At 34.9% G+C, this 21,072-nt stretch carries 19 protein-coding genes; 16 read left to right on the forward strand and 3 right to left on the reverse strand.

What is annotated here, in order from left to right; translation table 11 throughout:
- The first annotated feature begins 241 nt into the window (after window positions 1-241).
- From KZH69_RS13940 to KZH69_RS14010, 15 genes are all read left to right on the forward strand, one after another.
- A complete protein-coding gene (locus tag KZH69_RS13940) occupies window positions 242-1,180 on the forward strand; it encodes an alpha/beta fold hydrolase (protein WP_219318085.1) in 939 nt (312 codons plus the stop codon).
- Between the two features lie 39 nt (window positions 1,181-1,219).
- Window positions 1,220-1,972 (forward strand): SDR family oxidoreductase, encoded by a 753-nt coding sequence (locus KZH69_RS13945; RefSeq protein WP_219318086.1) that lies wholly within the window; start codon window positions 1,220-1,222, stop codon window positions 1,970-1,972.
- Window positions 1,973-2,040: 68 nt separating this feature from the next.
- The gene (locus KZH69_RS13950) at window positions 2,041-2,622 is read left to right on the forward strand and encodes a TetR/AcrR family transcriptional regulator (RefSeq protein ID WP_219318087.1); all 582 of its coding nucleotides are present in this window, start codon (window positions 2,041-2,043) and stop codon (window positions 2,620-2,622) included.
- Between the two features lie 275 nt (window positions 2,623-2,897).
- Entirely contained in the window at window positions 2,898-3,689 is a 792-nt protein-coding gene (locus KZH69_RS13955; protein ID WP_219318088.1) for an alpha/beta hydrolase, read from the forward strand.
- A gap of 119 nt (window positions 3,690-3,808) precedes the next feature.
- Entirely contained in the window at window positions 3,809-4,822 is a 1,014-nt protein-coding gene (locus KZH69_RS13960) for an alpha/beta fold hydrolase (RefSeq protein ID WP_219318089.1), read from the forward strand.
- 42 nt (window positions 4,823-4,864) lie between these two features.
- Window positions 4,865-6,628, forward strand: coding sequence for an amidohydrolase (locus KZH69_RS13965; protein ID WP_219318090.1), 1,764 nt, complete (start codon window positions 4,865-4,867; stop codon window positions 6,626-6,628).
- Window positions 6,629-6,635: 7 nt separating this feature from the next.
- The gene (locus tag KZH69_RS13970) at window positions 6,636-7,679 is read left to right on the forward strand and encodes an MBL fold metallo-hydrolase (RefSeq protein WP_219318091.1); all 1,044 of its coding nucleotides are present in this window, start codon (window positions 6,636-6,638) and stop codon (window positions 7,677-7,679) included.
- A 36-nt stretch (window positions 7,680-7,715) separates the two neighbouring features.
- Window positions 7,716-9,089 carry an alginate export family protein gene (locus tag KZH69_RS13975; RefSeq protein WP_219318092.1) on the forward strand — a complete coding sequence of 458 codons (1,374 nt, stop codon included), beginning with the start codon at window positions 7,716-7,718 and terminating at the stop codon, window positions 9,087-9,089.
- Window positions 9,090-9,271: 182 nt separating this feature from the next.
- Window positions 9,272-9,955, forward strand: a complete 684-nt coding sequence (locus KZH69_RS13980; RefSeq protein WP_219318093.1) for a hydrolase — start codon at window positions 9,272-9,274, stop codon at window positions 9,953-9,955.
- Between the two features lie 73 nt (window positions 9,956-10,028).
- The gene (locus tag KZH69_RS13985) at window positions 10,029-10,910 is read left to right on the forward strand and encodes an alpha/beta fold hydrolase (RefSeq protein ID WP_219318094.1); all 882 of its coding nucleotides are present in this window, start codon (window positions 10,029-10,031) and stop codon (window positions 10,908-10,910) included.
- Window positions 10,911-10,982: 72 nt separating this feature from the next.
- Window positions 10,983-11,534 (forward strand): putative antibiotic biosynthesis monooxygenase, encoded by a 552-nt coding sequence (locus KZH69_RS13990; protein WP_219318095.1) that lies wholly within the window; start codon window positions 10,983-10,985, stop codon window positions 11,532-11,534.
- Between the two features lie 83 nt (window positions 11,535-11,617).
- A complete protein-coding gene (locus tag KZH69_RS13995; RefSeq protein WP_219318096.1) occupies window positions 11,618-12,388 on the forward strand; it encodes an alpha/beta hydrolase in 771 nt (256 codons plus the stop codon).
- A 37-nt stretch (window positions 12,389-12,425) separates the two neighbouring features.
- Complete coding sequence (locus tag KZH69_RS14000) at window positions 12,426-13,247, forward strand: alpha/beta fold hydrolase (RefSeq protein WP_219318097.1); 822 nt, start codon at window positions 12,426-12,428, stop codon at window positions 13,245-13,247.
- Window positions 13,248-13,354: 107 nt separating this feature from the next.
- Window positions 13,355-13,552, forward strand: coding sequence for a hypothetical protein (locus tag KZH69_RS14005; RefSeq protein ID WP_219318098.1), 198 nt, complete (start codon window positions 13,355-13,357; stop codon window positions 13,550-13,552).
- 102 nt (window positions 13,553-13,654) lie between these two features.
- Complete coding sequence (locus KZH69_RS14010) at window positions 13,655-14,560, forward strand: phospholipase A (protein WP_219318099.1); 906 nt, start codon at window positions 13,655-13,657, stop codon at window positions 14,558-14,560.
- Window positions 14,561-14,669: 109 nt separating this feature from the next.
- Here KZH69_RS14010 and KZH69_RS14015 read toward each other — a convergent pair whose 3' ends face one another.
- From KZH69_RS14015 to KZH69_RS14025, 3 genes are all read right to left on the reverse strand, one after another.
- A complete protein-coding gene (locus tag KZH69_RS14015; RefSeq protein WP_219318100.1) occupies window positions 14,670-15,221 on the reverse strand; it encodes a YceI family protein in 552 nt (183 codons plus the stop codon).
- Between the two features lie 736 nt (window positions 15,222-15,957).
- Window positions 15,958-16,287 carry a hypothetical protein gene (locus tag KZH69_RS14020; RefSeq protein WP_219318101.1) on the reverse strand — a complete coding sequence of 110 codons (330 nt, stop codon included), beginning with the start codon at window positions 16,285-16,287 and terminating at the stop codon, window positions 15,958-15,960.
- A gap of 96 nt (window positions 16,288-16,383) precedes the next feature.
- Complete coding sequence (locus tag KZH69_RS14025) at window positions 16,384-18,816, reverse strand: histidine kinase dimerization/phosphoacceptor domain -containing protein (protein ID WP_219318102.1); 2,433 nt, start codon at window positions 18,814-18,816, stop codon at window positions 16,384-16,386.
- A 283-nt stretch (window positions 18,817-19,099) separates the two neighbouring features.
- Between KZH69_RS14025 and KZH69_RS14030 the strand changes: the two genes are divergently transcribed.
- Window positions 19,100-21,064: a sigma 54-interacting response regulator gene (locus KZH69_RS14030; protein ID WP_219318103.1), complete on the forward strand. Its 1,965-nt coding sequence runs from the start codon at window positions 19,100-19,102 to the stop codon at window positions 21,062-21,064.
- The last annotated feature ends 8 nt before the right edge of the window (window positions 21,065-21,072 follow it).

The raw sequence follows: 21,072 nt of genomic DNA on the forward strand, positions 1-21,072 counted from the left end.
AAAATTACGAATAAAGAGATTGAGTTGTTTTCTTTTTTATTGTTATGTTATGAAGTTGTTTTTCTTGCAATGAAAATCAGAGGTTTGGAATGTTGTGAATTGTTTAATAATTGTCATTATGCTGTTTAAAACTGCTTGATTTTTAGTTATGTGTAATTAACATAAGTTTAACTGAATAAATTACGGAACGAACGTTCCGTAATTGTATCTTTGCTCCATCAAATATTTAAAAAACACAATCATGAAAAAATTAATTAAAAAAGTAGCATTGTTTTCATTAGCTATTTTATTTGGTGTTTCAGCAGAAGCACAAAGTCAAAACGTTAAAGCTGCCAATCCTCCAGCAAATTTTAAGCACGCGATTGCAAATTTAAATGGTGTAAATATTCATTACGTAATCGGTGGAAAAGGAGAACCATTAGTATTGGTTCATGGATTTGGTCAAAACTGGTATATGTGGAACAGATTGTTGCCGGAACTTTCAAAACACTTTACAGTAATTGCTCCAGATTTAAGAGGAGTAGGAGAGTCTGATAAACCAGCTGATGGTTATGACAAAAAAACGATGGCTACAGATATTCACGAGTTGGTGAAAAAATTAGGTTACGACAAAATCAATTTGGCTGGTCACGATATTGGTCTGATGGTTGCTTATGCTTATGCGGCTCAATATCCAAATGAAGTTAAAAAACTAGCCTTAATGGATGCTTTGCTTCCTGGAATTGAGCCAGTTTGGTCACAGGTTTCGGCTTCAGCATGGTGGTTTGGATTTTTTGGATGGTCAGCTTCTGGAGATATCGTAGCTGGTAAAGAAAAAGAATTTTTGACAAACTTCTGGCCTCAAGTTGCTTTCGCAAAAGATTCATTCACAAAAGAAGAAACAGCTGAATTTATCCGTGCCTATTCTGTTAAAGGTGCAACAAACGGTAGTTTTCATTGGTTTGGTGCTTTCAAACAAGATGAAAAAGATAATGTTGAATTGATGAAACAAAAACTGAATATGCCAGTTTTGACTATGGGAGGTCAGTATTTTGCAGCTGCATTTTTAAAAGATCACACAAAACTTGTGGCGAATGATGTGAGCGAAACAAATGTCCCCAACTCAGGTCACTGGTTGGTTCAAGAAAATACAGCTGCCGTTCAAAAAGGTTTGTTGGACTTCTTTTTGGATAAAAAATAATTTAATAAATAAATCAAAAATAATTTAAAAGTAAAAAAAATGTCAAAATTAGTAAACAAAGTAGCCCTAGTAACAGGAGGAAATAGTGGAATCGGGTATGCAGCTGCTGCAGAATTAGTTGCACAAGGTGCCAAAGTGATTGTCACCGGAAGAAATAAAGAAGCTCTAATAAAAGCAGAAAGCGAATTGAACGTAACAGGATTTGTTGCAGATCAAGCCGATTTAAAATCAATTGATAATTTGGTTAATGAAGTAAAATCTAAATTTGGGAAAATAGACATTATTTTTCTAAACGCTGGAACGGCTTCATTTGCTCCAGTAGAATCTGCTTCAGAGGAACATTACGACAGCATTATGAATGTAAATGTAAAAGGAGTGTATTTTACAGTTCAAAAATTACTTCCAATTTTGAATGACGGTAGTTCTATAATTTTTAATACTTCGATTAACGCCACTATTGGTATGCCAAATTCAAGTGTGTATGCAGCAAGCAAAGGGGCAGTTTTGTCTTTCAATAGAGTATTAGCAACCGAACTTGCACCAAGAAAAATTAGAGTCAATGCCATTTCTCCTGGTCCGGTTGAAACACCGCTTTATGGAAAATTAGGATTGAGTAAAGAAGAAGTTGAAGGTTTTGGATCTGTTTTGGGAGATAAAATTCTTTTAAAACGTTTTGGGAAAGCTTCTGAAATTGCCAAAACAGTTGGTTTTTTAGCTTCAGATGACTCTTCATTCATAACAGGAACCGAAATTGTCGTTGATGGTGGACTTACTGTAAATTCAGTGGTTTAATTTTTTGCTCTAATTTCAGAATGAACGTTCCGATTTGATATCTTTGTAAATCTATAATAATCACTTTTATGGCAAGATTAAAAGAATTCAATGAAGAAGATGCTTTGGATAAAGCAATAGAAATTTTTTGGAACAAAGGATACAATGGTACATCCGCACAAGATTTAGTAACGCATTTAGGGCTAAGCCGATCTAGTCTTTACGACACTTTTGGTGATAAGCATTCCTTATTCATTAAGGCGTTGCAACGTTATCAAAAGAAATCATATGACGATGTAAGCAGTGTTTTGCAGAAATCCACAAATATCAAAGAAACGATTAAAGAAATGTTTGCACAGGCAATCATTGAAAGTTTTGAAGATAAAATTACAAAAGGTTGTTTTATGGTCAACAGCACCGTCGAATTGGCGCTTCATGATACTGAAATAGCAAAAGTAGTTAATGATAATAGGCAAAAGATGGAAGAAGTTTTTTTTCTGGCGGTTAAAAGAGGACAGGAATTAAATCAAATTTCATCATCAACAGATCCAAGATTATTAGCACGTTTTATATTTAATAATTATTCAGGCATAAGAGTTTTAGCGCGTTCAACAGGAACTCCAAAGCAAGTTTTTGATGATGTATTGAAGGTTCTGTTATCCATTTTATAATATTTTAGACATTCTAATCTGCAAAGTAAACCATCCATAAAAAAATGGGTGGTTTTTTTATGCATTGAGTTAAAACAAACCTTTATGCAATAAAATTGTTCAAGGTGTAAAAGAAAATTTTCTTTAGCGTTATATCGCAATTGTTTTATTAGGGATAGCGAAATATCGTTGTTTTTTTATTTGAAAATAACAGATAAGGCCCTTGATTATAAGGGATTTGTAATAAAGGCATAATTATGGCTTATAAGTCTTTATAGCAATTCTATAACTTAATCATGGAAACTGAAAATTCAAAATCAATTCTTTTTATAACTGGAGCTTTTGTAAGTAATGAATCTTGGAATGAGTGGAGGGATTTTTATGAAAATAGAGGTTTTAAAACTATTGCCCCCGCTTGGCCTTTTAAAGATGCACCTCCAGCAATACTGCGTAAACGTCATCCAGATTCGCAAGTGGCATCAATTAGGTTAGAGCAACTAATAGCACATTTTGAAGAAATTGCAAGATCATTTTCAGAAAAACCAATTATTATTGGCCATTCAATAGGAGGACTGATTGGACAAATTTTAAATCAAAAAGGATTGGCATCAGCAGTTATTGCGATTCATTCTGTACCACCACAAGGTATTTTAACTTTCAAATTATCATTTTTAAAAGCAGGCTGGGGACCACTTGGTTTTTTTACGCCGGCAAATAAAACATTTTTAATCAGTTTCCCGCAATGGCAATATGCATTTACTAATGGAATGCCAGTGGAATTACAAGAAAATGGTTATCTAAAATTGGCAATTCCTGAATCAAAACTTGTTGTTCGGGATACAGTCACTTCGGTGGCAAAAGTAGATTTTAGTAAGCCTCATCATCCTTTATTATTTATTGCGGGTGATATGGATCATACGATCCCGCATCAATTGAATTATGATAATTATAAAAAATACACCGATAAAAATTCGGTCACTGAATATAAAGTTTTTCCTGGTAGAAATCACTTTGTATTAGGTCAGCCCGGTTGGCAAGAAATTGCAATTTATATTTTAGAGTGGCTTCAAAAACATAAGAACGAATAGTAACAGCATTTAAATTTAAAATTATGAAATCGCCATTGAGAAGAAGTTTGCGTAAGCAAACACCTATAAGTAAAAAGGCGATACCATACTTATACTTTAACCAATTAAATTTTGCAAATATGAAATCAACTATCAAACTAAATACTTGGTCAAAAACAGCAAAAGTTTTTTTAGGCCTATTAATTTTCAATTTGTTTATTCTAACAGCCTGTAAAAAAAGCGAAGAACCTTCAAATGTAATTGTTCCCGAATCAAAAGAGGTACCTGAGGCATCTGATCTTAAACCTGCAGATCCACCGGGTAATTTTAAACATCAAACAGCTTTAGTCAATGGAGTTAACATTCATTATGTTATTGGTGGAAATGGAGAACCTCTTGTATTGGTTCACGGTTTTGGTCAAAACTGGTATATGTGGAATCGTTTGCTACCGGAACTTTCAAAACATTTTACGGTAATCGCACCCGATTTGAGAGGTGTTGGCGAATCAGATAAACCTGAGTCGGGTTATGACAAAAAAACGATGGCCACAGATATTCATGAATTGGTAAAGAAATTAGGCTACAACAACATAAATCTTGCCGGACACGACATTGGACTCATGGTGGCTTATGCTTACGCAGCCCAATATGGAAACGAAGTTAAAAAACTGGCTTTGATGGATGCTTTGCTTCCGGGCATAGAACCAGTTTGGTCGCAGGTTTCGGCTTCGGCTTGGTGGTTTGGATTTTTTGCTTGGCCTACAGCTGGAGACATTGTTGCCGGTAAGGAAAAGGAATTCTTAACCAATTTTTGGCCAATGGTTGGACACGTGAAAGATCCTTTCACTCCCGAAGAAACAGCCGAATTTGTTAGAGCTTATGCGGTTAAAGATGGTGCGAAGTCAAGCTTTAAATGGTTTGGAAACTTTCCTCAGGACGGAAAAGACAATTTGGTATTTGCAAAATCAAAACTCAAAATGCCTCTGCTTGCAATGGGTGGAGAATTTTTTGCGGCAGCGTTCCTTAAAGAGCATTCTAAACTTGTGGCAGTAAATGTATCCGAATCCAAAATTGCAGGTTCAGGACATTGGTTGGTTCAAGAAAATACGGCTCAGGTTCAAAAAGATCTATTGGCTTTTTTTACGGCAAAATAAGGTATTCAAAATAAAATAAACAGAATATTAAATTCGAACAAGATGAAACGAATATTTTTAATACCGCTATTTTTCTCTTGCCTGTTGATGCAGTCTCAGGAAAAAGCTGATTTGATTATTTATAATGGAAAAATCGCCACGATTGAAAAATCGGGTGAATTTGTTCAGGCTGTTGCGGTAAAAGGAGGAATGATTTTGGATACCGGAACTTCAAAAAGCATTTTAGATAGCTATAAAACTGCAACAACTGAAGTTATTGACGCAAAGGGCAAAACAGTTATTCCAGGATTAAATGACAGTCACATACACGTAATCCGCGAAGGGCTTAATTACAATGCTGAATTGCGTTGGGATGGCGTTAAAACTCTAAAAAGAGCTATGGAAATGCTCAAGGAACAGGCTGCGCGGACACCTCCCGGAGTTTGGATTAAAGTCATAGGAGGTTGGAATGAATATGGTTTTGAAGAAAAAAGACAGCCCACGATTGATGAAATAAATGCCGCTGTTCCTGACAAACCAGTTTTCATAACCTATTTGTATGGGAAAGCTTTTTTGAACAAAAAAGGAATTGAAGTTTTGGGTTATACCAAAGACACACATTACGAAGGCAGTGTTTTGGAGCAAGACAAGAATGGAAATCTGACCGGTTTAATGTTTGCCAAAGAAACACCAAAAGCCATTTATACCACATTGGGCTTGACCACAAAATTATCTCCTGAAGAACGAATCAACAGTTCGCTTCAGTTCAATCGGGAGCTGAATCGGTTTGGTTTGACATCTGTGGTTGATGCTGCAGGAGGAGGTCAAAATTTCCCTGCCGATTATGGAACTTCAATGGAATTGGCGAAGCAAGGCAAATTGAATCTTCGAATTTCCTATTATTTATTTGCACAGCAAAAAGGGAAAGAACTTCAGGATTATGAAAAATGGGTAACCGAAACTTTGGTAAACAAAAATGACAATCTTTTGGTTGCAAATGGTTATACCGAAGAAGGAGCTGGAGAAAATATTGTAGCTTCTGCGGCAGATTTTGAAAATTTCCTTGAGCCAAGAATTGTTCTTTCGGATCAAATGGAAGGGGATCTCGAACCGATAATTCGTTTGCTTGTCAAAAATAGATGGCCTTTTAGATTGCACGCCACTTACGGAGAATCTATTGATAGAATGCTGAACGTTTTTGAGAAAGTAAACAAAGAGATTCCGTTTAATGGCTTGCGCTGGTTTTTTGACCATGCTGAAACGATTACACCCCAAGAACTCGAAAGGGTTAAAAAACTCAATGGCGGAATTGCAGTACAATTCAGAATGTATTTTCAAGGGGAGTTGTATCAAAAGATGTATGGAACTCCAAAAACGCAATTGCCTCCAATAAGGAAAATGCTCGAAATGGGAATTCCAGTTGGATTGGGAACTGACGCCACACGGATTTCAACATATAATCCTTGGATGTCGATTCATTGGGCGATTACAGGTAAAACTTTAGGTGGAATGCAATTTTGGCCAAAAGATCAGGTTCTTGACAAATTTACAGCACTGAAATTATATACCTCGGGAAGTGCTTGGTTTTCTGGTGAAGAAAATGAAAAGGGAAAATTAATAAAAGGGATGTATGCCGATATGTCGATTTTATCAGATGATTATTTTACGGTTTCTCCTGATAACGTTAGAAATATCGAATCGGATTTGACAATTGTAAACGGAAAAGTGGTTTATGGAGCAAGAGATTTTAAAGCTCTGGACCCTGCGATTCCTCCTGTAATTCCGGACTGGTCACCTGTTAAATATTTCGGCGGGTACCAAAAATAAACATTAAGTGAAACAATCTAATAAATTAAAAATCATGAATTATCAAAAAATAATTTCAGGAATGGCGGTCGCTTTGTGTTTGTTTATAAACACTATCGGGCACGCACAATTTCCGATGCCAGATCATGTTCCGATTTGGGATGCCAATAAAGTAACCTTAAAGCTATTCAAAATCACTGATAACGCTTATGCAGTTTTGCCTTCCACAGTCGAAAGCGAAACAACAAAAGGAATTCCGCAGGCGACTTCCGCAGGTTTTATTGTTGGTGATAAAGGGGTTTTAGTTATCGAAACAATGCTGAGTAAAGTATTATACGATCAGCTTTATAAATTGATTAGATCGATAACCAATAAACCGATTGTATATGCAATAAACACAAGCGATCACGGCGATCATTGTTTTGGAAATTATTTGCTTCCAAAAGAAACAATCATCATTCAGAACGATTTTGCCAAAGAAAATTTGTCTAAAAACTTCGACAATATCAAGCAGTTTATGATTATGCTTTTTGGCAAAGGAAGAGGAATCGAAGAAAGTGTGTACCGAGCCGCAGACATTACAATTTCAAAAAATCAAAGCCTCAAAATCGATATGGGCAATAACAATATTGTAGAGCTTATTAATGTTGGGACCGCCCAATCACCCGCTGATCTTTTTGTTTTTTTTAAATCGCCTTCGAAAAATGTATTATGGGCAGGAAATCCATTTATAGCCGAAAGTCCTGCTATTCCGTGGTTGTTTGATGGTTACTTTTTGGAACCAGTAAATAATCTGAATACTATTTACAATATGATTTCGGATAGTGACATTGTGATTCCTGGACACGGACGGATTACCAACAAAGTGGGGATAAAATGCACTATTGATTATGTCTCGGCTTTGAAAACTAATGTTGAAAATGCGGTCAAAAAAGGGCTTACGCTTGACGAAACCAAAGCGACTGTCACGATGAAAGAGTTCAATAAAGGATACGAACTTTTTAACTGGTTGCATTTTAATTTCAATGTTCCCAATGCGTATAAGGACATCAAACAAAACGGAAACAAATAATCATTTGGAGAACGAGTAACGACTAAATATTCTCATATGAAAAAGATGATTCTGATACTGGTTTTATTGATTTCATTATCCTGTTTTGGACAACAAAATCCTGGATTTAAATCACTTCGGTTTGATGAAAATTATAGTTTTTTAAAAAAGGATACTCTGCAAAATGACTGGTATAAAACAATGAAGTTTCTACCGCTGTCTTCTTCCAAAAGCACCTACATCAGTTTTGGGGGAAGTGTGAGATATCAATATTTCTATGCTAAAAATGAAAATTGGGGAGATGGCCCTCAAGATAATGATGGGTATATATTGAGCAGGTATTTATTTCATACCGATTTTCATGCTGGCAAATATTTTAGAACATTCATACAAACGCAAAGCAGTTTGGCAGATGGAAGAATAGATCCAAGTCCAGTTGACCAGAATCCACTTGAAGTGCATCAGTTTTTTGCTGATTTTAATATTATAAATGAAGCCAATAAAAGGTTGGTTATAAGAATGGGGAGACAAGAACTGACCTATGGTTCACAGCGTTTGGTAGCTTTGAGAGACGGACCAAATAATCGCCAGTCTTTTGATGCAATTAAAGTGATTGCTTCAAAAAATAACTATTCAGTAGATTTTTTTTACAGTCATTATGTTGTGGCTCACGATGGAATTTTTGATGATGATTCGAATAAAAACAAGCAGTTATGGGGAAGTTATCTAGTCATCAATAAAGTTCCTTTTATCAAAAATATTGATGTCTATTATTTGGGTTACGAAAGGGCTAATGCAGTTTTTAATGACGGAGAAGGCAAGGAAAATCGACATTCAGTGGGAACCCGAATTTGGGGAAAATCAGAAAACTGGCGATACGATGGAGAAACACTTTATCAGTTTGGGGATTTTGATTCAAAAGATATTAATGCTTGGACAGCGTCGCTTAATTTGGGCTATCGATTGAATACTGTAAAATTTCATCCTGAAATTGGTTGCAAAGTGGAAGTGATAAGTGGAGATAGGGAAGTGGGTGATAATGGATTGGAAACGTTCAATCCGCTTTTTCCAAGAGGTTCCTATTTTGGACTGGCATCTGTAATTGGGCCTTCAAATCTTATTGATTTTCATCCTTCGCTGAACTTTGAACTCGCCAAAAATATAGAATGGGGAATCGATTATGATATGTTCTGGAGATACAGCACTAATGACGGTATTTATGCTCCAAACATTTCACTGATTTATCCTGGGGATACAACAAAGAGCAAAGAAATTGGGAGTCAACTTGAAAGCGAAATAGTGTGGCAGCCCAATCAATATCTTTATTTTCGGGTTGAAGCGACTTGGTTCAAGGCGGGGGAATATATCAAAGCTTCGGGAACTGGAAAGGATATTTTCTTTACAGGAATTACAATGCAGCTGAATTTTTAGGGATGATGTAAAAAAAAACATCTCCCTTTAGCCCCGATAGCAGTGGAAATCCTTGTAAGCCGGGGTTCGGTTTATAAGATTGCAACGGATAGCGGGACTGATGTTGAATGAAAAGCCTAATCTTTCTGCTCCAAAAATTTATAATCGAGAAAATTAATTATTAACTATAAATTTTATTAATCATGAAAAATTTATCACTTGCGGCAGCTCTAATTTTATCTGCCATTTCAGGATTTGCACAAAAACCTGGACCAGCTTTGTTAAACCCTACAAACCATGCATTAGTGCTAATAGATTATGAGGGACAGATGGCTTTTGCGACCGCTAACATACCCATCGATCAGTTGAGAAATAATACAGCAATAATTGCTGGGGCTTCCAAAATTTTTGATATTCCTACGGTGGTTACCACGGTGGCCGAAAAATCATTCAGTGGACCAGTTTTTCCTGAAATTCTTGAATTGTACCCTGAATCGACCTATGTAGATCGTACGTCGATGAATACTTGGGAAGATGTGAATGCGTATAAAGCCATCGTTGGGAAAAATAAGAAAAAATTAGTTATGGGCGGATTATGGACAAGTGTTTGTATCGTCGGACCAGTATTATCTGCAATTGCCGAAGGTTTTGATGTGTATGTAATTACCGATGCCTGCGGTGATGTGAGTAAAGAGGCGCACGATCAAGCCATAACGCGTATGGTACAGGCAGGAGCTCATCCTATGACTTCGCTTCAATATCTTTTGGAACTTCAAAGGGACTGGGCAAGACAGGCGACTTATAAACCTGTAAATGATCTGGTGGTTAAGTATGCCGGCGGTTATGGTATAGGCGTGCAATACGCACGTCAGATGCTGAAGCATTAAAATAAAGGGCACAATCGTGTTAATTTATTATAAAAACAACAAGTAGCAGAAATAGTAATTAAATATTAAAATTATGAAACCAGCTAATATTTTTTTGACTGTAACAGCAGTGCAAACCGATGCTGTTAACTCTAAAACACAATTTGCAGAAACAAAAGGGAAAAAGATTGCTTATCGTTCCATTGGCAATGGCGATACTATCATTTTTGTAAATCGCTTTCGCGGCACTTTAGACACATGGGATCCTTTATTTTTGGATAGCCTCGCCGAGAATTTTAATGTCGTTACATTTGATTACACTGGGATTGGTTCGTCATCCGGGACTTTGCCTACCGATATTGTGGATGTCGCGACAGATGTTAAAGATTTAGCCGAATTCCTTGAATTAAAAAGCATCACCGTTCTAGGATGGTCATATGGAGGTTTGGTCGCTCAGGTTGCCACGCTGCAATATCCTGAATTGATTACGCATTCCATATTAGTTGGGACAAATCCTCCCGGACATAATGAAATCCCTTTGGAACAGGCTTTTTTGGATTGTGCCTTGAAACCAATTAATGATTTTGATGATGAAGTGATTTTGTTTTTCGAACCCAATTCGGAGGCTAGTGTAAAAGCCGCCAAATTATCCCACGACAGGATTGCCAAAAGAATTGATGTCTCCAAAATTCCGAGCACTATGGATGTTTTTCAGCTTTATTTTGCCGGAGGGGCAGGTTTGAGAGAAGACAATTTAAAATTCAGGGATCAACTAAAAGCTACAACAACACCGATTTTGGTTATTTGTGGAGATCACGATATTTCATTTGCTGTCGAAAACTGGTTTGCATTGCTTCGGGAGTTGCCTACTGCGCAAATAATTGTGTTTCCCCATACTGGCCACGCTCCACAACATCAGTTTCCTGAACTTTCGGCAAAATACATTACCAATTTTATTCAGCTAACCACAAAATAAAAGCAAGCCTCAAATTGGTATCAGCTTTTTGGCAACTGCAAATTAATTGTATAATCACTATTCTCTTTAAAAATGGAAAATCAAGGAGCAACAGTTGTAATCACTCACAATGTTTTAGAGGGGAAACAGCAAGAATATGAAAATTGGCTAAATGAAATTAGTCCAATCAGTAAAAATTCAAAGGGATTTTTAGATTGGCAGGTCATTCGTCCCATTCCTAATTTGACTTATACTTTTACGGTTATTCTTCGATTTGACACTATTGAAAATCTCAAAAATTGGATAGAATCAAAAGAGAGAAAAAAACTGATTGAGAAAGCTTTGCCCTTTTTTGCCAAAGATGACAAATACTATGTAAAAAGTGGTTTGGATTTTCTTTTCCTATCAGAAAATGAGAATATAAAAATACCGGTTCGCTGGAAACAATATTTTGTGACTTGGTCAGCAATATTCCCATTGGCAACTTTCATTCCAATGCTCATATTGCCGTTTTTAAGAAATTTTGATTTTCCTCAAAATCGCTATATCGATTCATTTTTAGTTTCAGGCATAATAGTATTCATTATGGTATATCTGTTAATGCCACCATATACTAGACTCATAAAGAAATGGCTCTACAAATAATAATTTGAATTGATGAAAGGTAGCTTTAAAACAAGGGATATATACTTTATAAACGACTGTTAATCATTAAAATATTAAACATTATGACAAAATCAAAATCCATCATTCTCATACACGGAAACTTTGTAAATAACCTAAGTTGGGCAAAGTGGAAAAGTCGTTATGAAGAAAAGGGCTATACTGTTTGCACGCCGGCTAACCCTGGACACGAAGGAAATCCCGCTGATTTAAGATACCGAGTTCATCCAAATCTTATTGAAACCGGTTTTATTGACGTGGTTGAAAACATTGTTAAACTCATTAATACTTTGCCCGAAAAACCATTGATTATTGGGCATTCGATGGCAGGAATGGCAGCAATGAAATTGTTGGAAATGGGTAAGCCAGCAGCAGCAGTAAGTATTGACGGTGCTCCACCAAAGAATGTATTTCCTCCATTTACAACCCTAAAATCAGTATTGCCAGCTTTTGGTTTTTTTTCTGGCAAAGATTATTTTATGGGGAGCAGTGAATGGTATGACAGCTGCTTTTTTAACACATTGCCAGTAGGCGAAAGAAAAAATGCTTTTGAGAGTTTTGCAGTACCCGAAAGTTATAAAGTAAGTCGTGAATTGGTGTTAAACTCTTTTTCGAACATTGATTTTGGTAAACCGCACGAACCGATTTTGTTTATTGGCGGTGGCAGTGATAATATTTTTCCTCCATCTCTTACAGCAACTTTGGCAAATAAATATAAAGACAAAAAAAGTAGGGTTGATTTGAAAATTTTTGAAGGCAAAAGTCATTTCATCTGTGGAGAAGCAGGATGGGAAAAGGTTGCAGATTATATTTTGGATTGGTATGAAAATCTGTAAAAATTAAAATTATTAATAACCATAAAAAGAAACTAAAATGAGCACGATTACAGTAAAAGACGGAACAGAGATTTATTATAAAGATTGGGGAACAGGACAACCCATTTTCTTTCATCACGGTTGGCCATTGTCTGCAGACGATTGGGATGCCCAAATGATGTTTTTCTTAGATCAAGGATATAGAGTAATTGCCCACGACAGACGCGGACATGGAAGGTCTACCCAAACGTACACGGGCAATGAAATGGACACTTATGCAGCAGATGTTGCAGAACTTACGGCGTTTTTAGACTTAAAAAATGCCATACACATAGGTCATTCAACAGGTGGAGGCGAAGCCATACGATATGCTGCAAAATACGGTAAAAACCGAGTATCAAAAGTAGTGCTTATAAGTGCGGTAACACCTTATATGATTGTAGACGAAAATAATCCAAACGGAGTTCCATTGGCAGTGTTTGATGATATTCGTTTTAATACGGCCAATAACAGACAACAATTTTATCACGACATCACTTTTCCATTTTATGGCTACAATAGGGAAGGAGCGAGCACAAAAAAAGGGATTCAGGATAATTGGTGGCGTCAGGGAATGATGGGAGGCATAAAGGCTCATTACGACTGTATAAAAGCATTTTCGGAAACCAATTTTACCGAAGACTTAAAAGGTGTTGACGTCCCCGTACTTGTCCTGCACGGCGAAGATGACCAAATAGTTCCGTATGCTATTACTGCGCTAAGGGCAGCTAAGCTTTTGAAAAACGGAAAATTGATTACCTATCCTGGTTTATGCCATGGAATCCCAACAACAGATGCTGTAACTATTAATTCAGATATTCTGGATTTTATTAAATCTTAAGCATCGAAATTTTAACTTATGGACTCTTTTTATGAGGTAATCATTATAGACAATTGATGCTTTTTTAATACAAAATTACATTCAAGAAATTGAAAAAAAAAAAGGTATTGCAAACTAAACTTACTATTCGATTCCTATTCTCCTTCGGGAAGTGCAAAGCGAGTAGTGGTTTAATGACGAACGAATTTTTGGTCTCACTTAGTGCAGCTGGAGTTAGTGATTTGAATCCTGTTGAAGCGATTATGGGGCAAAATATACCGACACATAATCAAGAAGAAATACTGCTATTTGCCAAGGATATTTAAGGCAAACTGCTTTAGGGAATTTGGGTTTAAGAAAGGAATACATTTATTAGAAGTGTATCGCTCAAATTGGATACTTTTGGAGTATTTTAAAAACAAGAAATCATGAAAAATTATTTTAAAAAAATTGTACAATTAATTGCTCTTTCTGTGTTTACAACCTTTTCAATGAAGGGACAATCGGCGTCGATTTTTAAGAAATTCGATAACTATCAGACTCTCACGCAAACATGGGAATTGGAACCTGACAGTACTAGCGAAACCTTTTTGATAACGGCGTATAAGCCTACTTACATTTTGCCATTCCGGTTTTCGAGCCATAGACGTGAAGTCAATTTTGAAGTGGTACCGGTTGATAATGGTGCAACCGAAGAAGAAATTCAATTGGACAATGTAGAAGCCACTATGCAGTTCAGTTTTAAGACCAAATTAGCCCAGAGAATTTTTGGTCATGGTGCTTTATGGCTTGGGTACACTCAAAAATCCTATTGGCAAGTTTACAACGCAGAATTTTCTAGACCTTTTAGGGAAACCAATTATGAACCTGAAATTATTTTTAATTATCCAGTAAAATTTGAATTTTTGAAGATGAAAATGCTTGGTTTTGGATTTAATCATCAGTCAAATGGTAGAGAAGGTCATAAATTTACGCGAAGTTGGAACCGATTTATCTTGCATGCAGGTTTTGAGAATAAGCAATGGAGCTTGCTTGTTAGAACATGGTTTGCAACTGAAATTACTGAAAATCCAGATATTGAAGACTACATGGGGAGAGCAGATTTTACTTTTAATTATCGACTAAATAAATATTTGTTGACATTAAAAGCACAACATTCGTTACGATTTGGAGACGATAATCATGGTAATGTTGAAGTGGATTGTGCCTTCCCTATATATCGAAACCTAAAAGGGTATTTTCAGTTTTTTCACGGATACGGAGATGCAATGATTGATTACAATCAAATTCATACTATTGCAGGAATTGGAATTGTATTTGCGGGTACATTATAAAATTAATAGTAATGGAGGCGTTTCAATAATTTTCATAAATATTGTAGTTTTTATGAATTAAAAAAGCTTTGTATGTATTTGTCAAGATACATACAAAGCTTTTTTGTCATTAATAATTACTAATTCCCTCTTGTTTGATAAATTGTAACTCAAAGTTTAATTTAATTTCTTCACCTACCAAAACGCCTCCAGTTTCTAGAGGTGAGTTCCAATTTAAACCCCAATCTTTTCGGTTAAATTTTCCAGTGATAGAAAGTCCTGCTTTGGTATTTCCCCAAGGATCTTTTGCTAAACCTACAAATTCAGTATTCAGTTCAACTGGTTTAGAAATTCCGTGAAGGGTTAAATCTCCAGTTAATTTAAATTCTCCCTCAAAAACATTTGAAAAGCCAGTCGAGGTAAAACTAATTTCGGGAAAAGTTGCAGCGTCAAAGAAATCAGGGCTTAATAAATGATTATCTCTATCTTTGTTTCCAGTTGTAATTGAATCTGTTATTGCTTTAAAACTGAATTTTGCATCATCAAAATTATCCGATTCCGTTTCTGCAGCACCATCAAATTGAGTGAAATTTCCGGATATACTAGTAAACATCATGTGTTTTACTTTAAATCCAATCTGTGAGTGTGCTGGGTCTATAACCCAAGTTGTTTTTGTTGACATTTTTTTAGTCTTATTTATTCTATTCAAGATGTTATTTATTCGAGTAATGATTTTTAGTATCCAATTGATGGTACAAATTTCGGTCGGTTTCAATTCGTATGCATTGAACTAGGTCAAGAAATGAAACGTATTGCTTGGCTTTCTTCGTTTGAATTTTGCTTAAAAATTAAACAGAAACCCCCTAGAGAGGAAGCGACATAATGCTTCGCTGTCCGTTGAGGTATGGTTGGGTAAAGTTTGATGAATTCCAAATATTTTTCCTGTGCCTATCTAGCGATGGTATCAATGAGTCTATTCTGGATTGCTGAAAGGTTTCGTTCTATCAGTAGACTAAAAACGTGTTCAAATCTGGTAACTTTTTGTAGCAGTATTTCTTTGGTTTCGGTTGTTAATACCAATAGCTGAAAATATTCGGAATTTTTTATGAATAATTGGCTTGGTTTTTTTTGTAAAAACTGGCACTATCACTTATCCTATCCACCAATCTTCTATGGCGAATTGACAATTATTTCTAACCCGTTTTAATTGATTGTAATAGTTTTTTATACAGTCTTTTAGGATATAAAATTCAAATGTGCAAATTTCAGCTTATTGTAATCATAATACCTTTATGGGTAATTCTTTATACTGCAATAGAGATTTGAAATACTTTATTTCGTCGGGTGCAAATTCATTTTTTTGCAAACATTAATATTAGTTGATTTCAAACATATTAGAGAAATTAATGGATTAGAATTTAAGCGTGATTTTCATATAGTTTTCTTTTTCGTCGTTCTTCCAAAGCTTCATAGATTTCGGATTGCAGTAATCCGCTTCCGCCACCATAATGTAGTATGATTTCGATATCGGGCTGTTGCGCCTTAAAAAATGTCTGCATTTCTACTTCAGATTCAATGCCTGAACTCAATAGAACAATATCCAGAAGGTTCTGATTGAAATAGTCTTTGGCTGTTTCTTCATTACTAAAGCCCGCCGCATGCCAATCTTCATTCGCATTCACAAGACGAACCAAAATTTCAAGTATAGGTTCATTTTTCCCGAGTATTAAAAATTCTAGTTTCTTCATGATTTCATAGTTTTGATACAAATTTAAAATACAAATAATCAAAGAATCATAATCTAGAACAAGAAAAGCTTTGTTGAGAGAATGTTTTATAATTGATTATAAATTGTTTTTTTGTTTGTCTAAAAGAACTTTTTCAAAGTACAGTTTTAACAAAGTGCCGTTGTTGTTCTCTATCGAAAAAGCTCCATCTAGATCATCGCTTAACCCTTTAATCAAGCTCATTCCAAATGAATGGGTTTTCTCTTTAAAGACAGTAGGAATCCCAACTCCATCGTCTTGAGCGGTTAGTAAATATCGATTAGTGTCTATTGAAACCAATTTTATCGAAATAATTCCCTCCTGATCATTCGGAAACGCATATTTTATAGAGTTGGTTACGGCCTCGTTTATAATTAACCCCAATGGAACGGCTTGTACTACGTCTAATTCCAGTTGTTCTATTTTTATTTCGAAACGAATACGCTGTTTTACATTAAAAGAATCTTTTAAATATTCAACCAATTCCTTGATATAAACAGGCATATTTATGGTTGAAATATTTTCGGACATGTATAGTTTTTGATGAATTAACGACATGGCATGAATTCGGTGCTGACTGCTTTTTATCGTAGAAAGAGCCATATCATTGTCAACATAAGCCGATTGGGAGTTAAGTAAACTAATTACGGTTTGCAGATTGTTTTTTACCCTATGGTGAATCTCTTTCATCAACCATTCTTTCTCATCAAGTAAGCGTTGAAGATTCGTGTTCTTCAAGTTAATTTCTTTCTCTTTAATCTCTAGCTTTTCATTGGTTCTTTGTTTTACTCGGTACATGTTGTAAATCAAACCAAGAATGATAAGCAATAATAGTAGTGATGCAATAGATAAATTGATTATAAGTTTTGATTTATCTAATTGGCTCTGTTGTATGTTAGTTTGTGTTTGGAGGGTTTTAATGTTTTGTTCTTTCTGTGCCGTTTCATATTTAAAACGTAACTCTTCAATTTCTTTGCGCTTGGAATAGTTTATTATCGAATCGTTGCTCTTTTTAAATTTTTGGTAATGGCTAATTGCGGATAGATAGTTTCCGGAAAGAGAATCAATTTTGAATAGGGAAAGGTCTAAAACTTCATTATTAAATTTAATATTGTACTTACTGCTAATAAACAATGCTTTGTCTGCACAAAATTTTGCTTTAGTTGGCTGACCCATTTTAGCATAAAAATAAGATATTTCTGTATAGATCATAGCGATATCAAAAGCTGTTTGCGGACTTATTAATTGAGGTATATATTTTTCAATAAAGACATAATTTTTTTCGGCAAGTTCAGTATTCCCTATTTTATCATTGCACAATGCCGCAGTACGGGCAATAAGTATTTTGTCAAATGTATTGTCGGGAGGATATTGTTCAGTTGTCTTTTTTAAATAATCAAGAGCTTCTTTGTGTCTGCCTAATTGAGATAAAGCTCCTATGTAGCTAATAAAATTTTTGTACCAGCTTCGGCTATTTGGACTTTTTTGTCCAATTTTGGTGCTTTTTTTAAACAATTGGGTTGCCTCTTCAATATTCCCCATTTGATGGTAAATACTCCCTAATCGCAAATAAAAATTATCAGCCAGAGTCAGATCCTGTGTAGCTTCCATTGTTTTCACTCCGTCTATTGCATAAAAAAGTGCTTCTTTTTGGTTTTTTAGTACTAAGTCTATATAGGAAATGGTTGCAGCGTTGTAATGGGTATGTTTAAAGCCTATTTTTTTTAGAAAATTATATGCTTGAATGGACTCTTTTTTGGCAAGAGACAAATTTCCGGTCCAGAAATGCATAGTAACAAGTTTAGTTAAAACTTCTACTTCTTTTTCCTTTTCACCCGTTTTTTTATATAGAAGCATTGCCTCGGTCAAGATTTTTTCTTTTTCAGGATTGTTATCCAAAAGAAAAGTTCCTTGATTTTCCAGAGCATTAGCCAAAGCTTTTTTATCATTCAGTTCTCGACAGTTTTTTGTAACCGTCGAAAAAAGGGCTTGACTTTCGGCCATATTGCCTGCTTGGAAATAGTATTTGCCCATGAGTATATTACTTTGTTGCTGCCATTTTGGTATTTTGAGCTTATTGCTCAGTTCGACGGCCTGTTTTATATATAGCAAAGCATTTTGAAGGTCTTCTTTTTTGTTTCTTGGCTTAAAAAGATAATGACTACCTAGTTGCAGTAATAACTTTATACGGTCGGTTTTTTGTGATTTGGCAAGTATTTTTAATGCAGTCGAAATATTATTGTTATCGACCATTTCGCTTCCTAGTAAATAGTTTCCGTCATTATAATCTTCATCGTAAGATAATGAAACAGGAATTTTATTAGCTGAACAGGCGAGTACCATTGCACTATCAATATCTATATTGCCTTGATTAATGGAATAAATATATACTCCAGTAATTTTGACTAATAGTCTCTTTTTTTTAATGTCATAGGTTTTGGTTTGTGTACTTTGACTAAAACCCCAATTAGAAATAGTTAAAGTCAAATACAGTAGGAAGAGTACTCTCATAAAAATATTTTTATTGTGTTAATAATTAAATATGTAACAAGTGCATAGATAAAGTTAAGCTTTTTGTTTCACTAAAAATAGCATAATAATGGTCTAGTAAGATTGTTTTAAAAAAAAATCCATTCGTTTTTATAGCATTAGTGTTTCTAGTTTGATTTTTAATAACTAATTTTATATCAGCTATTTATAATAGTATGAATGGGCTTTCAATCAATCAATTGATTTTAATGAATCACGCTTTGTTGTTAATTTCAATTAAGGAATAATCGATAATAATAGTTTTATGAATGTAGCATTCAATGATGAAAGCATAAAATTGAGTCCTAATCTTAAAAAGAAAATACTAATTGTTGAGGATCAATTTATAGAAGCGCATGATTTGCAGTTAATTCTTGAAAAAGCAAATTATGAAGTGATGGGAATAATGCGTTCTGTAGCTCAAGTATTGGAATTTATAGAAATCGAAATGCCTGACCTAGTTTTTGTAGATATTTTTCTAAAAGGCAAAGAAACGGGTATTGATTTGGCCAAAATACTTAAAGAAAAGCATATTGGATTTATATATCTGTCCGCAAATTCTAGTAAAAGCATATTGGAAGAAGCCAAAAAAACGCAGCCTTATGGATTTATAGTCAAACCATTTCGAGATCAGGATGTATTAATAACATTAGATATAGCTTGTTTTCGTCATGAGAATGGTTTAGAAACTCAAATGTTGCAAGAGAAAATTCTTGAAAAAAACATCAATGAAATTACTTTTTCTTCCTTAAAATGGGAACAGGCTTTACTTCAGCTTGGAAAAACATTGCAAACTTACATTCCATTTGATTATATGGAAGCCAGATTTATCAATGATTTCTCAAATAGTATTGGGTTGCTTAGAAGGAATTTTGATAATTATGAAATGATAAACATTGATAAATTTTCTAAAATATTAAATTTCAAAAAAGAAGAGTTAATCGATTTATACACCAGATCCTTAAAATTGGAAACGGCCCGAATTTATCAGGGAGACTCTTTTGCAAAAGTAAATCAGGATTCTGCCATCAAGCGATTGGTGTTGCATACTTTTGGAATTAAGACTTTTATAATACTCCCATTGATTGTTGAAGATGGTATTTTTAATTTTTTATTTTATAGCCGAAGTTATGATATATATGTAGAAGAGCATTTAACATTGCTAATGAAGCTCCAAAATGTATTGACAAAGTTTGTAAGTGAAATGTATATTACCGATAAAAAACTCGATGGCAAGGAAAAAATAATTTTTAATGTCCCTAAAAATTCGCGACAAGGTTTTGAATCCATGATAGGTAACAGTAAAAAAATGATTGCTGTTTTTGATTCCATACAGAGAGTAGCCCCTTTTGAAACTTCGGTATTAATATTGGGAGAAAGTGGAACTGGAAAAGAAAAAGTGGCACAAAGCATTCACAGTCTTTCCAGTCGAAAGGATAAACCACTGGTTATTATTAACTGCACTACTATTCCTGAAAATTTAGCGGAATCTTTGCTCTTTGGTCATGAAAAAGGTGCTTTTACAGGAGCTGCTGATAAAAGGATAGGGAAATTTGAAATGGCTGATGGTGGAACCATTTTTTTGGACGAAATAGGAGAAATGCCCATAGATCTTCAAGTGAAATTATTGAGAGTTTTACAAGAAAAGGAAATTGAAAGGGTAGGTGGACGCTCCCCGATAAAGATTGATGTTAGGATTATTGCCGCAACAAATCGGAATCTAGAGGAAGAAGTGGCGGCGGGACGATTCCGTTTGGATTTGTATTATAGGCTGTATGTTTTTCCAATATTGATACCTGCATTAAGGGAAAGAACCGAAGATATTCCTATTTTGGCATCTCACTTTATTAATTTATTCAGCGAAAAAACGGGATTAAAAGCGCCGTTGCTACATGAAACAGTGCTTCAGCAATTGCAGTTTTATGAGTGGCCGGGCAATATTCGAGAATTGGAACATGTTATAGAACGTAGTATTTTGATGAGCGACGGAAATGTGATCAAAGAAATACAGCTTCCTTTTGCAAAAAAACACGATGGGGAAGAAAAACAACAGGAATTCACCATCAAATCAATTCACGATAATGAACGTGATTATATTATTTACATTCTAAAAAGATGCAAAGGGAAAATTTCAGGAATGGGTGGAGCCGCCGAAATTTTGAATATTCCATCCTCGACACTCAATTCCAAAATCAAAAAATTAGGAATAAAAATCAAACATTTTTTATAAATGATAAC

It is taken from the genome of Flavobacterium taihuense, assembly GCF_019351435.1.
In the GTDB taxonomy this organism is placed as follows: Bacteria; Bacteroidota; Bacteroidia; order Flavobacteriales; family Flavobacteriaceae; genus Flavobacterium; species Flavobacterium taihuense.

Bases quoted from the DNA above. Each gene is read 5' to 3' on its own strand.
- KZH69_RS13990 (WP_219318095.1), top strand. From the start codon at position 10,983: ATGGAAAATCAAGGAGCAACAGTTGTAATCACTCACAATGTTTTAGAG.
- KZH69_RS13965 (WP_219318090.1), top strand. From the start codon at position 4,865: ATGAAACGAATATTTTTAATACCGCTATTTTTCTCTTGCCTGTTGATG.
- KZH69_RS13940 (WP_219318085.1), top strand. From the start codon at position 242: ATGAAAAAATTAATTAAAAAAGTAGCATTGTTTTCATTAGCTATTTTA.
- KZH69_RS13950 (WP_219318087.1), top strand. From the start codon at position 2,041: ATGGCAAGATTAAAAGAATTCAATGAAGAAGATGCTTTGGATAAAGCA.
- KZH69_RS14015 (WP_219318100.1), bottom strand. From the start codon at position 15,221: ATGTCAACAAAAACAACTTGGGTTATAGACCCAGCACACTCACAGATT.
- KZH69_RS13980 (WP_219318093.1), top strand. From the start codon at position 9,272: ATGAAAAATTTATCACTTGCGGCAGCTCTAATTTTATCTGCCATTTCA.
- KZH69_RS13995 (WP_219318096.1), top strand. From the start codon at position 11,618: ATGACAAAATCAAAATCCATCATTCTCATACACGGAAACTTTGTAAAT.
- KZH69_RS14030 (WP_219318103.1), top strand. From the start codon at position 19,100: ATGAATGTAGCATTCAATGATGAAAGCATAAAATTGAGTCCTAATCTT.
- KZH69_RS13985 (WP_219318094.1), top strand. From the start codon at position 10,029: ATGAAACCAGCTAATATTTTTTTGACTGTAACAGCAGTGCAAACCGAT.
- KZH69_RS13945 (WP_219318086.1), top strand. From the start codon at position 1,220: ATGTCAAAATTAGTAAACAAAGTAGCCCTAGTAACAGGAGGAAATAGT.
- KZH69_RS14000 (WP_219318097.1), top strand. From the start codon at position 12,426: ATGAGCACGATTACAGTAAAAGACGGAACAGAGATTTATTATAAAGAT.
- KZH69_RS13955 (WP_219318088.1), top strand. From the start codon at position 2,898: ATGGAAACTGAAAATTCAAAATCAATTCTTTTTATAACTGGAGCTTTT.
- KZH69_RS14020 (WP_219318101.1), bottom strand. From the start codon at position 16,287: ATGAAGAAACTAGAATTTTTAATACTCGGGAAAAATGAACCTATACTT.
- KZH69_RS13960 (WP_219318089.1), top strand. From the start codon at position 3,809: ATGAAATCAACTATCAAACTAAATACTTGGTCAAAAACAGCAAAAGTT.
- KZH69_RS14010 (WP_219318099.1), top strand. From the start codon at position 13,655: ATGAAAAATTATTTTAAAAAAATTGTACAATTAATTGCTCTTTCTGTG.
- KZH69_RS14025 (WP_219318102.1), bottom strand. From the start codon at position 18,816: ATGAGAGTACTCTTCCTACTGTATTTGACTTTAACTATTTCTAATTGG.
- KZH69_RS13975 (WP_219318092.1), top strand. From the start codon at position 7,716: ATGAAAAAGATGATTCTGATACTGGTTTTATTGATTTCATTATCCTGT.